This window comes from Promicromonospora sp. MS192, assembly GCF_049532985.1.
Taxonomy (GTDB): domain Bacteria; phylum Actinomycetota; class Actinomycetes; order Actinomycetales; family Cellulomonadaceae; genus Promicromonospora.
The window spans coordinates 3,159,597-3,173,974 of the sequence record NZ_CP186693.1 but is presented as its reverse complement, the minus strand read 5'-3'; the positions used below and the strand labels follow the sequence as shown (position 1 = coordinate 3,173,974).

At 63.8% G+C, this 14,378-nt stretch carries 7 protein-coding genes; all 7 read left to right on the top strand.

Annotation, left to right across the window (positions count from 1 at the left end; all coding sequences use genetic code 11):
* Positions 1–132: 132 nt before the first annotated feature.
* The 7 genes from mobF to ACO229_RS14215 all read left to right on the top strand — a co-directional run bounded on the left by mobF (position 133) and on the right by ACO229_RS14215 (position 14,117).
* Positions 133–5,424 carry a MobF family relaxase gene (gene mobF, locus ACO229_RS14245; RefSeq protein WP_423461865.1) on the top strand — a complete coding sequence of 1,764 codons (5,292 nt, stop codon included), beginning with the start codon at positions 133–135 and terminating at the stop codon, positions 5,422–5,424.
* 157 nt (positions 5,425–5,581) lie between these two features.
* Positions 5,582–7,363, top strand: a complete 1,782-nt coding sequence (locus ACO229_RS14240) for an ABC transporter ATP-binding protein (protein WP_423461864.1) — start codon at positions 5,582–5,584, stop codon at positions 7,361–7,363.
* Positions 7,347–9,068 carry an ABC transporter transmembrane domain-containing protein gene (locus tag ACO229_RS14235; protein WP_423461863.1) on the top strand — a complete coding sequence of 574 codons (1,722 nt, stop codon included), beginning with the start codon at positions 7,347–7,349 and terminating at the stop codon, positions 9,066–9,068. Before ACO229_RS14240 ends, ACO229_RS14235 begins: the two co-directional genes overlap by 17 nt.
* A 245-nt stretch (positions 9,069–9,313) precedes the next feature.
* The gene (locus ACO229_RS14230) at positions 9,314–10,303 is read left to right on the top strand and encodes a nucleoside-diphosphate kinase (protein ID WP_423461862.1); all 990 of its coding nucleotides are present in this window, start codon (positions 9,314–9,316) and stop codon (positions 10,301–10,303) included.
* A 30-nt stretch (positions 10,304–10,333) separates the two neighbouring features.
* Positions 10,334–11,905 carry a nucleotidyltransferase family protein gene (locus ACO229_RS14225; RefSeq protein WP_423461861.1) on the top strand — a complete coding sequence of 524 codons (1,572 nt, stop codon included), beginning with the start codon at positions 10,334–10,336 and terminating at the stop codon, positions 11,903–11,905.
* A 120-nt stretch (positions 11,906–12,025) separates the two neighbouring features.
* Positions 12,026–12,418, top strand: a complete 393-nt coding sequence (locus tag ACO229_RS14220; RefSeq protein WP_423461860.1) for a cupin domain-containing protein — start codon at positions 12,026–12,028, stop codon at positions 12,416–12,418.
* Positions 12,419–12,473: 55 nt separating this feature from the next.
* Positions 12,474–14,117, top strand: coding sequence for a carbamoyltransferase C-terminal domain-containing protein (locus tag ACO229_RS14215; RefSeq protein ID WP_423465307.1), 1,644 nt, complete (start codon positions 12,474–12,476; stop codon positions 14,115–14,117).
* Positions 14,118–14,378: the final 261 nt, after the last annotated feature.

Genomic DNA, 14,378 nt, shown 5'->3' with positions numbered 1-14,378 from the left:
ACCGGGACGGCGGGTCCCGCGGACCGCTACGACGAGGGCCACACACCTCTTGCACAAGCCGTGAGCGGAGTCCCGAGTCCACTTCAAGTGGACGCGCTCCGGCCCGACCTGGGAGGGGGTGGGGGACGCGTGATGACGGTCCACGTGCTCAGTGCGGGGAGCGGGTACGCGTACCTGACCCAGCAGGTCGCCTCCGGCGATGTGCTGCGGGGGCGTGGGGTGTCGTTGACGGATTACTACATGCAGCACGGCAACCCGCCCGGCCAGTGGGTCGGCTCCGGTGTGGACCAGCTCGGGGTGTCGGGGCTGGTGTTGGAGAGGCAGATGAAGTCGTTGTTCGGGGTGGGGCGTCACCCGGACGCGGGCCGACTGGAGGTGGAGGCTCTGGCGCGTGGTGCGTCGAGGCGTGAGGCGGTGCGGGCGGGGTGGATCGGGCGGGCGTTCCCGACGTTCGAGGCCCGCCCGGATGACGGGTACCGGCAGGCGTTGGAGGCCGGGTTCGAGCGGTTCGCGCGGGAGAACGACCGGCCGCCGGAGCCGGGGGTGGAGCGGGACGTGATCCGCTGGAACGTCGCCCACGCCTTGGCGCAGCAGGAGAAGCATGCCAAGGGCTGCGGCCCGGTCACGGACACGGAGGTCGCGACGTGGTTGGCCAAGCGGGGTCAGCAGCCTCGCCGGGCGGTGGCGGGGTATGACCTGGTGTTCACGCCCTCGAAGAGCATCTCGGTCTTGTGGGGTCTGGGGGACCCGGGCACGCGGGAGGCGATCACGCAGGCGCACACCGACGCGTGGCGGGACACGTTGGCGTGGATCGAGGCCGAGGGCGGGTTGACGAGGGAGGGTGCGGGCGGTGTGCGGCAGATCGACACCCACGGTCTGGTCGCGGTGGCGTTCGATCACTTGGATTCCCGGGCGGGGGACCCGAACCTGCATACGCATGTTGCGGTCTCGAACAAGGTCCGTGGCGTAGATGGGGACTGGCGGGCGTTGGATGGCCGGGTCCTGCACCACCTGGCTGTGGCGGCCAGCGAGCGGTACAACACGAGGATCGAGCAGCTCCTGGTCGACCGGCTCGGTGTCGTGTTCCATACCGAGTCCCGGGGTCGGGGCAAGCAGGGTGTGCGGGAGATCGCCGGGGTCCCGAAGGTGTTGCGGGATGCGTTCTCGCGGCGGCGGGCGGCGATCGAGGAGTCCTACGAGACCCTCCGCGCCGAGTATCTAGCGAAGCATGGGCATGAGCCGGGGACGAGGACGGCGTTCGGGTTGACGCAGCAGGCCAACCTCGACACCCGGCAGGCCAAGGGCACCCCGGTCGGTCTGCGCGACCGGCTCCCGCAATGGGCCCAGGTCGCCGCCGGTGTCCTGGGCGGCGCGGACGCGGTCGCGCGGATGCTGACCACCGCACTGCACCCGCGCCCCGAGGCGGGCCGGGTCGTGGTCGATGGGCCGGAGGATTTGTGGCGGGCGGTCGCGCAGGACCTGGCCGGGCGAGGGGTGGCCCGGTGGACCGCCCATGACGTCACTGCTGCTGTGGAGCGGCTGGCGGCGCGGTGGCCCCGCGCACAGGTCTTGCGGCCGTTGCGGTACCGCACACCGGCCGCCCGCCAACGGCTGCTCACCGACCTGGCCGGCGGGGTGCTCGCCGGTGGCGACCTGGTCGACGCGTGCCTGCGGAACGTCGCGGACCGGCACGCCACGTGGACGGCGTACACCCTGCAGGCCGAGGCCACCCGTCTGGCCCGGGAGCATGCCCCGACCGGTACCGACCTGCTCGCGTTGGCTGCGACCATCGCCGGGCACGCTGTGACGGGGAGCTTGCAGGTGAGCGCGCCGGAGGTGAACGAGCCACCGGACGTGATGCGCCGCAAGGACGGCGAGAGCGTCTACATGGTGCACGGCTCCACCCGGTACACGTCCCTGGCGGTCCTGGAGGCCGAGGACCAGCTCCTGACCGCAGCCCGCACCCCCGGCGGCCTGATCATCGATCCCGCCGCCGTGGACCGTGCTGTCGAGCAGGTCCGCCTGGACACGGGCCGGGTGCTGAACCCGGGGCAGCGGGACCTGGTCGCATCATTCGCCTCGAGCGTGAGCCTGGTGGCGGGGATCGGCCCGGCCGGTACCGGCAAGACCACCGCCATGCGCGCCTTCGCGACAGCGGTCCGGGCGTCGGGCGGCAAGCTGATCGCACTGGCGCCGTCGGCCGCCGCCGCGGAAGTCCTCGGCGCCGACCTCGGCGAGGGGATCACTGCGGAGACCCTGGACATGTTCCTGCTGGCCGCCCGGGGCGGTGGCGGGGCAGGTCTCCGCGAACGGCTGATGGTGGAGCCGGGGACGGTGGTGCTGGTGGACGAGGCCAGCCTGGCCGGCACCCTCGCCCTGGCCGAGGCCGTGGCCATCACCCAGGCCGCTGGCGGGAGCGTCCGGCTGCTGGGGGACCCGGCCCAGCTCGGCGCCGTCGCCGCCGGCGGCGCGCTGCGCCTGATCTCCGAGCAGGCTGGTGCGGTCGAGCTCACGAAGATACATCGGTTCCGGACACCTGATGAGGCCGACGCATCCCTCCAGATCCGCGAGGGCGACCACCGGGGCCTGGACTTCTACATCACCGAGCGTCGCACCCAGGGCGGGTCCGCCGCGCAGATGGCCGAGGAGATGTTCGCCAACTGGCAGACCGACTCCGACGCAGGGCGCAAGACGATCATGATCGCAGCGACCAACGACCTGGTCACCAATCTGGCCGCCCGCGCCCGCCTGCACCGGGTCGCCCGGGGTGAGGTCGAGGACGAAGGCGTCACCCTGCACGACGACACCCGCGCCGGGGTCGGGGACGTCATCGTGACCCGCCTGAACAACCGCCACCTGCACGCCCAGGACGACGACGGGCACACCGACCGGGGGCAGGGCTGGGTCCGCAACGGCGACCTGTGGCGCGTCGAAGCACGCGGCCGCGATGGTGCTCTGCAGGCGCGGCACCTGGACACCGGCGCCACCGTGGTCCTGCCTGCGGACTACGTCGCCGCGCATGTCGAGCTGGGGTATGCGGCCACGATCCACCGGGTGCAGGGCATGACCGTCGACACCTCCCACGCCATGGTCGGCGTGGGGATGACCCGCAACGAGCTGTACACCGCCATCACGAGGGGTGCGGACTCGAACCGGGTCTACGTCGAGGTCGAGGACGTCCTGGATCTGGACTCGCACCGGCAACCCAGCCTGGAGCGGGCGGTGCTGAACGCGCTCAAGGGCGTCCTGGACCGTGACGGCGAGGAGAAGTCCGCCCACCGGGTCATCGAGGACGACTGGGACTACGCGCACTCCCTGGCCCGCCTGGTCCCCGAGTACGAAGACGCCTACCTCGCCTTCCTCGAGCCCGACCGCACCGCCCGCCTCGCCCACGCTGTCCGCACCGTGCTGCCCGAACGTGTCGCGAACGTGGTGCTGGCGGACGAGGCCTGGCCCGCGCTGGCCAAGCGCCTGTCGATGCACGACGCCACCGGCACCGACCCCGAGACCGTCCTCCGGCGCGCAACCCAGGAGGGCTTCGCGGGCGCGAAGTCGATCGCGAAGGTCCTGCACCACCGCATCGGCCTACCCCGACCCCACACAGCGGACAGGGACGGGCGGGATCTGCCAGTCTGGATCACCACCGCCCCCGACACCACCCAGAACCTCCTCTGGAACCAGGCCACCGGCACGGCACCGACCCAGCAGGCAGGAGGGCGCCAGGAAGCGCCCACGTCGCTGACCCGGGACGCCGCGGTCGTGCGCACCGGCGCCTCCGAGCGCACCGAGCTGCGGGCGCCGGTCGACGTGGGGGAGCGGGCGCTGGTGGTGGAGATCACCGCGCACGCCTGGGCCTGGTGGACGAACCAGAACGCCACCCAGCAGTGGGCCACCCGGTACATGGCCAGCCGCGGCCTGGGCGGTGCGGAGTGGGGTGTCGCGCCATCGTCGTGGACCGGGCTGACCGACCACCTGCTCACCCTCGGCTACACCCCCGACCAGCTCATCACCGCCGGTATCGCGACACGGACCCGCAACGGACGGGTGATCGACAAGTTCCGCAACCGGATCGTCTTCCCCTACCGCGACCAGACCGGGACCGTCGTCGGCGTCACCGGTCGCATCAGCCCCGCCAACACCGCGGGGGAGGGGCGGGCACCGAAGTACCTCAACACCCCCGAGACACCCGCCTACCGCAAGAGCGAGCTCCTGTACGGGCTCGACCCCGACGCAGCCGCACGCCTAGCGGCCGGGGCACGCCCGATCCTGGTGGAAGGACCCACCGACCACGCGGCCCTGCATCTGGCCGCCGCCCGCCTCGCCGAGGAGACCGGCGTAGAGATCGTGGCGGTCGCGGCCGGGGGGACTGGTGTCACGCAGCAGCACCTGCAAGCCCTACGCGAGGCATCGGGACGGGACCTGAGCGACCTGATCGTCGCCCTGGACCCCGACACCGCCGGGCGCACAGCCGCCGCCCGCGTCTGGGAAGCCCTCACTCCCAAGGAGGCCGCTCACGCCCAAGCCCTGGAGCTGCCCGCCGACCCCGCCCAGGCCGCCCACGAGAACCCTGACGCCCTCGCCGCCGCGCTGGGCAGGCCAGTGCCGTTGGTGCGGTTCGCGATGGTACCCAACCTCCAGCACATCCGGTCCATCGACCACCCCGACCGGCAGACCGTGCTCCTGCGCACCCTGGTCGACCACCTCTACGACAAGGTCGAACTGACCCAATGGTGGGACCTGGTCGACCACGTCGCCCGCACCGTTGGTAACCCTCCGGGCGCCGCGACGCATACCCAGCTTGACGAAACCTCGGCGCGGCAGGTCATGCTCGACCACATCGCCAACCAGATCACCGGACCCGGCATCGGCACCGACACGGGGGACGCCGCCCGCCGTGTCGGTCAAGCCCGCAACGCGAACACGGCCGGGCGGGAACCGATGGCAACCGACCTGCTGGTGCAGTCCTGGCTGGGGCGGCACGCCGACCTGATCGCCACACGCCTGGACACCCTCGTCCAGGACACCCTGACCGACCCGAAGCTGTGGATGGAGGTCATCACACCACCACCCCCGCCAGGCCCCGCACGTGACGCGTGGAGAGTGGCGATGCGACAGGTGCTGGCCTACCGCGACCGCTACGAGATCACCGACCCCGTTTACCCACTGGGGCCGAACGTCGGGCAGGGCGAGCGAGGTGAAGCGCGCGCTATCGCAACCAGAGCCCTGGAATCCATCACCACCACCGGCTCCCCCGGCGGGCGGGCAGTATCCCGGTCTGGGCGGCGGCCGATGGAATGCGTCCCGGTGCTCCTGCCCGAGACTCGGGCACTTGCCGGCCGGATGCGGCGCGAGGCCGATGAACGGGTCCGACGCGACCGCGCGGAGCGAGAACGCGAGCACGCGACCAGTCGTGACTGGCAGTAGAGGTGCGCTCAATAACGATGGGACGGTGGCCGTTCCGGGGGTGCCACGAACAACAACCCAGGCGACCTCGGACGGCTCCCGCAAGTGCGACGGGCTGCTCCCATCCGGTTCAGAATCCACGTTGTACCAGGGGCGCTGCCTCCGATAGCCTCGACAGGTGCTCAGCGCAGAGGACCGACACGGCGGCTCGGTGAATCGTGGCGATTGGCTGTTTCTGTGGCCGTACTTCAGGCGCGAGTGGAGACGGTTGACCGTTCTTGCCGTCGTGCTGCTGGGTTCAGCGGCAGCGGCACTTGCAAGCCCATTTGTGGTTCGGGAATTCATCGACGGAATAGTAAATGGGGCTCTTGACGGGGGAGCGTCGATCCGTCTGGTGTTGGTGTTCAGCGCGCTTGGAGTCGCGCGATACGTCTTGTCGGCAGCGGAGGAAGGCATCGCTGAGTCGGTGGCTTGGCGTTCAACCAATCGGCTGCGGGAAGACGTGCTGGGGCATGCGCTCAAACTCCCGTTGCAGGCACACCAATCCGCACCACCGGGGGAGTGGGTGGAACGGGTAGATGGCGATATCGGCTTGCTAAGCAACCTGTTCTCCAGGTTCGTGATCACAATCTTTGGCGAATTGTTGGTAGTCGTTGGAATCGTCTCAGCACTCTTCGTCGTTGATTGGCGAATTGGCGTACTCTTTCTGACTTGCTTTTCGATCGGGATTATCGGAGTTAGAAGGATTGCCGGCTGGGGGCGCGGCGCGCACCGGGCAAGCAGAGACGCAGTCGCACGTTTCATGGGGTATGCGGAAGAGCAGATCCGAAGCGCTGAGGATCAGCAGGCGCTTGGAGTGGTCGCTCATACAATGAACGGTCTAAAGGAACGGCACCGGCGAGTTCTGAAAACCGACCTGCACTCCGCGCTTGTCGGTAGCAGCCTCGTCTGGGGATCAGCTTCGCTGTTCACGGCAATGGTCACGACGTTGGCCATGGCCGTTGCGGGACTCCGGTTCGGGGAAGGTGCGATGACGATTGGCACTGTCTACTTGGTATTCTCTTTTACTCAGCAGCTCCAAGAGCCGCTTATACGTCTATCAAATCAGTTACAGGACTACCAGCGTGCGCTAGCGGGTCTGAGCCGCACTCGGGAAATTCTCGAAAGTCCGACTGAATTGCAGGTCGGATCCGGATCTTTTGCGGTCGACCACAGCACAGACCTGCGAAAAGTATCATTTGAGAATGTTACGTTCGGCTACGTAGCCGGACGGCCGGTAATCTCAAACCTCAGCCTTACGCTCTCACCTGGTCAAACTCTCGGCATTGTGGGACGCACTGGCGCTGGGAAGTCGACGGTTGCCAAACTAATAACCGGACTGGTCCAGCCCGATTCAGGGACGATCCGCATGGGCGATGTGGACATCTCGACAGTGGGTGTCGATCCCCTGCGAGCGGAGGTGGCTCTGGTCACCCAGGACGTGTTTGTGCTGGACGGAACCGTGCGCGACAACGTCACGCTTATGGATCCATCCGTCACCGACGAACAGGTGGATCGTGCCCTCGCCGCTCTCGGTCTAGCTGACTGGGTTCGGCGGCTGCCGAATGGTGTGGACACTCGGGTTGACGAACACACAATGTCGGCCGGGCAAGCGCAACTTCTTGCCCTGACACGCGTGCTGATCCGAGACCCTTCGGTGGTCGTGTTGGACGAGGCGTCAGCTCGACTGGACCCTCAGACCGAGCGCCGACTTGATGCCGCGCTGCGTCCTGTGCTCCAAGGCCGCACCGCGATGGTCATCGCACATCGTCTATCGACCTTGGACCGGATGGACTTGATCGCGGTAATCGACGAAGGCAGGCTGGTCGAATTTGGTCCGCGCAAAAAACTTCTTGCCGATCAGAGGTCTAGGTTTGCGGCCATGCTCCAGCAGGGGGTGAGCGGTGAAGCAGTTTCGTAAGGAACGCAGGGTGAAAGAAATTGGCCGGCTCGGTCTCTTGCGTGGATTGACGGCGCCGCACCTACCGCTCTTTATCGCTGACATGAGTGTCGGAATCGTCTTCTTCCTGTGTGCGGTCATACCCGGCCTCGCTCTGCGTGAATTTCTCAACGAGCTGCCGGATCAGACAACTGGCTGGGTAATACCGCTGGCTCCGCTGCTGGCCTACCTTGGATTCAAGGCGGCAGAGGCGGTCGGCGCGGCCAGCTGGATGGCCGTTGACACGGTGTTTCGCTTCCGGATCTACAACGACGTTCGCATCCGACTCACGGAGCGGCTGTTACGTCGTCCTGGAGCTCTACCACCGCCGGTCGCGACGGGCGACATCCTTTCTAGGTACAGGGAGGATACAGTGGAGGTAGCCGAAGTTCTGGGCAAACGAGGGTTACAGTTGGTCACCTCCTCGGTTGTCACCAGCACCGTCACCCTTGCGTTCCTGTTCTCGATAAGCTTGCACATTACGGTCTTGGCCGTGCTGCCGACACTAGGTATCGCAGTCCTGGCTTTCGGCGTCAGTCGGCGGATCAAGGAGTTGCAGCATCGCACGCGACAGACAGCCGGTGATGTGTCGGCCTTCTTGCGTGACGCATTCGACGGGATTGAGACTGTCAAGGTAAACGGTTCCAGTCACCATTTTGTCGAGCGTGTGCGGGCGATCAACGACCGCCGGCGCCAAGCCGCGGTTCTCAACGGCTTCTTCTCCGGCGTGCTCACGTCCAGCCAGGCAGTTGTCGTTCTTATCGGGACCGCCTTGGTGATGTGGATCTCCGCAGATGAAATCGACCGAGGGGCATTTTATGTCGGGGACTTTGCATATTTTGTATACGCGCTAGGCTCTTTCGGCACACTCGTGAACGCGATCGGCCAGTTTGTCAGCAAATATCAACGATTCAGCGTTACCGGAGAGCGCCTAAGGGAGATACTGCCCAGCAAAATGTTGCGCGATCTAGTCGAGCAGACACCGAAACCGATCGCGCCGGCGCCGACTACGGAGATGCTGGCCATTGGTTCACAGGGAGTTGGCCCCGGGACGGAGAAGGCCGTGCTCGAGGTTCGAGATCTGTGCTATCGCCACCCGAACGGCATGCCCGTGGTTCAGGACTTCAATCTCACAGCGCGTGCTGGCGAACTTGTGGTGATTACCGGACGCGCCGGCGCGGGTAAGACGACTCTGCTCCGGGCAATTCAAGGCACCCTGCCGCGTTCGAGCGGGAGTGTCAGCGTACGTGGTCAAACCCTGCCGGCCGGCGTGGCCATGGCGCCGCCATTCATGTCGCTGACACCTCAAACGCCTCATGTGTTTAGTGATTCGCTTGCAGCAAATGTGCTACTCGGGCGACCGAGCTCAGATTTGGGACATGCATTGGTGGTGAGCACTCTAGATCTGGACGTTGCTCGTATGCCAGGTGGCGCGGACGTCGAGATTGGACCGCGGGGGCACCGCCTCTCTGGCGGCCAACTCCACAGGCTAGCCGCAGCCCGGATGTTAGCCCATCCGGCAGATGTCCTGATAATCGACGATCTATCGGCGTCACTAGACGTGCACACGGAGCATCGCCTGCTCCGGAACCTGCGCTGCGCGGCTCGAGAGAGCGTCCTGATTGTTGTTAGCAACCGGCCGACAGTCATAGCACTGGCAGATCAGATACACGACCTGTCCTCATGAATTCGGGCGATTGAGCGTGTCATGACCAAGTGCGCAAGTGCGGTCGACTAGGGGATGAACAGGCGACATGTTGCTCGGATCAGCAACGTCCGTGGGCGATAGCCGACGCTAGCAAGCTGCGCAGGTTGCGTGAAGATGCTCCACCAAACAATGGGAGACGTGTTGGGATTGGTCAGGAACTGGACGGATGGTGCCGGCTTGAAATATGATTCAGGTGAATCAACCAAGGGACTGAGGATTGCGCCATGAACCTTCGATCAATCGATTGGTCCGCGCTCACTCGCGATGACGCGAAGCGGTACTTCTATGCAATGGACACCCATTTTCGAGAAGGTCTAAGTGAGACGCGTTCCATATTCGGCGATCAGTGGCGGGAGATACTCTTCAGCTCGGCATTGATTCTTGTCAAGCCTGACGGGGTCGCTGCCGGAAAATTCGGCATTATTCGCGAGTACTTCACCTCCCGTGGTGTCCAGATCCTGGATCTGGAACGCCTTAAGTTCAATCGTCACATTCACCGCGAATTATGGCGATACCAGCACACCCTCGCTACCCCCGATCGTCTAGCTGTCGAAGAGTTGGTGCTCCGCTCCGGTCACAGCTTCCTGTTATTGGCGAGAGCCGAGCGGCCCGTGGTGCCAGCTTCTGTACATGTTAGCGAGCTCAAGGGGGCAGCGACGGTCGAGGCAACTGGGCAAGCGACGCTGCGTAGCCTCCTTGACCGTCCCAACCCTCTGTTCAGCATGCTGCACACGTCAGACGAGCCCGCAGATTTGATTCGTGAGCTCGCGATATTGGTTCCACCAACGGGGCGCCATCGTTTGTGGAATACGCTGGCCCGAGGGAAGCCCGCCATTGGCATAGAAGCTGCGCTCGACCGTGTTGAGCGAGACCACAGTGTGGGTGTAGACGTAGCTCTTGATCGTTCAGTCGAACGAGTGATCCGCATAATCGAGTCGTGCCTGTCCGACCCGCAATACAAGGCAGCAGCCAGTGCTGCCTTGCGGTACATCCAGGCCGCTCGTGACGGAATTTACCTACCTTGGCGCGAGTTCGTCAGGTTGATTTCGGGGCTCCCGATCGGAATTGATACATGGGATCTCGCAATAACTGGCAGTTCTTACGTTCGGTTTAACGAGGAGGGTGCGGAGAAGGTGCTTGGAAAAACGACCGCTGCAATGTGGGAGGCTGATGCGCATGGTGATGACTCCTCAGCTCTGCGGTCGATGAGCTAGACGACGTGTAGGTGAACATTCCGGAATCCCTTGGGAGGACAGTTGAGCGATCAAGACACGAGACAGAGTTTCGTAAGGGCTCTGCTGTGGGCGGCAGGCATTGGGCCCGACAATGGGTTTGTCGAGCCGCCCGACGGGGCTCGATTCGCTGAGTGGATGCAATCTCATCGCGTTACAGGGCGTTTCGCGGAGAGGGTTGCAACGACCGGAACGTTAGTTTCGGAGGTCTTGCAGGCCGATGTCCGGAGACACCTTGCGCAGTCGGATGATTCGATTGCGAGGGAGAGGGCAAGGCTGAACCTCGTGGATCGGGTGTTCGCGGGGTACGAAGGCCAGCCGCCGGTCGTCGTCAAGGGAAATTCCGTTGCATACAACCTGGAGCGTCCGGAACTACTGCGTCCTACTGGTGACACGGATCTACTCGTGGCTACTGCGGGAGCGGAGTCGAGTCGATTGCGTATGCATGGCTTCGAGGAACTAGTGGATCATATGCCCCACGAGCTTCCGCCCCTTGTAACTGACAATGGAAGCCATGTGGACCTGCACGCTTACTTCCCGGTATGGCATGCCCCTTCCGATGTGCCCGGCTCTCGTCTCAGTGGACCACATAGGGCCACGGAATGGGTTCGATCGTCGCGTCTGACCTACTCGGCCGTCCGAGCGCATGCCAAGGTCCATCCACTTGCCCCCGGCGGCAACATCCTGTTGGCCTCGAGTGAGGCCTGCGCTTTGATACTTGCCCTACATATCTATCACGATGCAATTGAGCTATTCCCGAACGTACAGCGCCCGCGCGTACGACTCGCGGAGCTGGCTGAACTTAATGACATGCTTTCCGCTGAGGGTTTCGATGCGGAGGTCCTTGCGAGCCTGATCGCCGGGGCCGACGCCGGGGAGGCTTGGGAATCGGTTCGTCAATTGCTATCTCAACTATACGGGCGAGACGGGTACGACGTTGATGCATTTGTCGGTGTGACGGCAGTGCAGCAAGTAGCTTGGGGGACACTTTGGCGGGCAGAGACTACGCTCGCCGACGCCGTCGGTGTATGGGACGGTGTCAAAGAAATGAGTAACCGACTCGGTGCCGATCCAATTCAGCTGACCAGCCCAGGACCGTGGATGACGACCCATGACGGGCTTCCAGGAAGGCAACTGGAACACGTACTGTTCTCGGGTGGGGCTGCCTCAGATTACGGGTTTCGGTTCAAGATTGAGGCCGGGGACGATCTCGTCAGCATAATAGTTGAATCTCTCATGGGCCCCGGCCCATTCCTTGAGGAAGTGATCCTTCGGTTTCCTTCGGGGTCGATCTATTCGGCTTGGGAGACGTCGCGTGGAAGTTTCCGGATGCATGCCCGTGGCAGTTCGGCAACGGCGAAGTGGGGCTCGGCGACCCACGGTACCCAATGTGCTATAGAGATGACGCGGGACGACTTCTTGGCTTTCTTTGAGCGCCCCGAAGCAACTCATCTGGCTCTTTCGGTTGTGAGTTTTAGAGCGCCCGTAGGTGACGACTGGAACGAGTTCTTCCGCGAAGGCGTGTTGTCCGCTACGGCGATCTTGCGGGTGGTAAGTGGCAACGCCGCTTCGGCGACCGGTTAGTCCAGTGGCTGAAGTCCTGTCGAATAGATGTCAGGGAGACCGTGCGCATGGGGGTTTGCATGAGGAGGCTCGTATCGGTTTCCAGGAGTCGGAGTTTGCGCGGTAGAGCGGAGGAATGAAATGGACCAGAGTGGTGTCTATGTGTCGAGTACTGTCGAGAAGCCGTGGGGGAGGGAGTCGATCTTTGCCGCTTTCGAAGGGCTGTATGTTGGTAAAATAATCGAGGTCAGGGGGGGCGAGTCGCTGAGTCTTCAGTATCACGTAAATAAGACCGAGACGATCACGGTGCTTCGTGGCACGGGCAAAGTTGAGTACGGAATGTCCGCGGAACAACTAGCCTCGAGGATCGTCAATCCAGGTGACACCATTCACTTGCCAGCGGGGACACTGCATCGGATCGCATCTTTGGAGGACCTGCTATTCGCGGAGGTGTCGACGGCCGTGCCGGGTTGGGACACTGACGTAGTGCGGCTTGAAGACCGTTATGGGCGAGCTGGGACGACGGAGCCTTAGGCCGGCGAACTGACGATAATGGATCGCTCCCTTGCTAAATCTGGAGGTCGTATCGGTGTACGTTCTTGGTGTCAACGCGGGCCCCGCGACTTTTCACGACTCGAGTGCCTGTGTGATTGACGGCGACGGACGTGTTCTGTCGTTCATCGAAGAGGAGCGGTTAACGCGCGTTCGGCACGCTCCCGGACCACTACCCAGGCGCGCAGTCGAACATTGCTTGAGGATCGCAGGCCTGGCCCCTGACGATATTGATGTCGTCGCGGTGGGTTGGGATGTACCGCGCATGTCTGCGCGGTGGGGCACCGAATGGAAGTACGGCCATGCTGAGGAGTTCTTGACTTCGCTGGGCTTTGATAGCTCGACACGCTTGCCAGATCTGCAGTTCTTTGGGCATCACAGAGCGCATGCCGCGTCCGCGTTCTACGCGAGTGGCTACGAGCGCGCTGGGGTGCTTGTCATGGATGGCAACGGCGAGGACGAGTCGGTCTCGATCTATGCCGCCGAAAGAGGAAAGCCTCTCATCCGTAAACAGCGATGGCCGAGGGTTAGTAGCATCGGGTACATGTACGACGCTGTAAGCAACTGGCTCGGTCTCGGGTTGCTAAACGCCGGCAAGACCATGGGACTGGCTGCTTATGGCCGGAACTCTGGTGCTGCATCTCCGGGCTGGATTAGTGCCGGAGGGGGCCAGCTCAGTAGTGTCCTAGGTGACGACGATTTGCTCGGGTACCGGAAACTGATGCCGATGTGGGATCAGGTAATAGCAGAGTTTGCAGGTCAAGGGACACCCAGTCACGGCGCTGAGACACTCAACGAGGATGCGGTTGCGGTTGCGGTCGCGTGGGCGGCACAATCGAATGTCGAAGCAGTAGTGCCCTGGCTAGTCGAGGAGGCACGCTCCTTATCGGGTTCGGACTCGGTCTGCATCGCCGGTGGAGTGGGCCTGAACTGCGCGGCCAATGGCAGATTGGCTGGTCCCGTCTATGTCCCACCGGTCCCGCACGATGCGGGGGTTGCACTGGGCGCTGCATGGTTGATCGCTCCCCCGACCAGTCGGGAGACCCTCGTGCCGTATACAGGAGGTGATCCCGGCGCGCTCTCATCCGGCGATGCGTCCGGCTTCAGAATTGCGGCACTGGACAGCGAAGCAGTGGCGAATCTACTGGTGGCAGGTATGACAGGCGCGGTATGTCGAGGTGACAGTGAGGTTGGGCCGCGTGCGCTGTGCCACCGATCCATTCTCTCGTCTCCCGTGTCAGCGTCGAGCAAGACGCGCGTCAATAATATTAAGGGGCGCGAGCAGTGGCGCCCATTCGGTCCTGTCACGAATCTTCCACCTTCTGCGAGTTCGCCCTGGTGGAACGATACAGGGGTCTTGGAGCGTTACATGGTTGGCGCTGCTTCGATGACCAGTGTTGGCTTACGCGACATTCCCGGCGTAGCCCACGTAGATGAGACAACTCGCCCACAACGGCTTACCGCGGCGGACGAGCCGTTCGTTGACGAGTTACTGACACAACTCGGGGCATTTGGGCATCCCAGAGTCCTTATCAACACATCATTGAACGGTCGGGGAGAGCCGTTGGTCCAGACTGCAGACGAGGCGCTACGGTGCGCGCTACGGATTGGGCTCGACTTCATCGTCATCAACGACGATCTCATCACACTTTCTACGGAGGCACGTCGGATCAACGCTTAATCCCGACTGCCGATACCCGAGGTGGAGTTCTGCGAGGCCTCGCAACATTTAGTGGTGTGCGGGCGAGCGCCTTACAAAGGAGTGGTGGTTGGACTGTCGTACACCGAGGCGGCCTGGTCCATCAGGGGGTCGTGCTGTCTCGCACAGCGATCGGCAATCTCCAGAGCTGGAGGTTGGCGGCTGCCCTGGGCATAGCTAAGTTGGGTTGCTGGGTGGGGCTCAAGTTGTCGGAGCACGAGCGCATCCGAGCTCGACCACCTG

What these genes read in the sequence shown, in the direction of transcription:
- mobF (WP_423461865.1), top strand. Translation starts at nt 133, where the DNA reads ATGACGGTCCACGTGCTCAGTGCGGGGAGCGGGTACGCGTACCTGACC.
- ACO229_RS14230 (WP_423461862.1), top strand. Translation starts at nt 9,314, where the DNA reads ATGAACCTTCGATCAATCGATTGGTCCGCGCTCACTCGCGATGACGCG.
- ACO229_RS14220 (WP_423461860.1), top strand. Translation starts at nt 12,026, where the DNA reads ATGGACCAGAGTGGTGTCTATGTGTCGAGTACTGTCGAGAAGCCGTGG.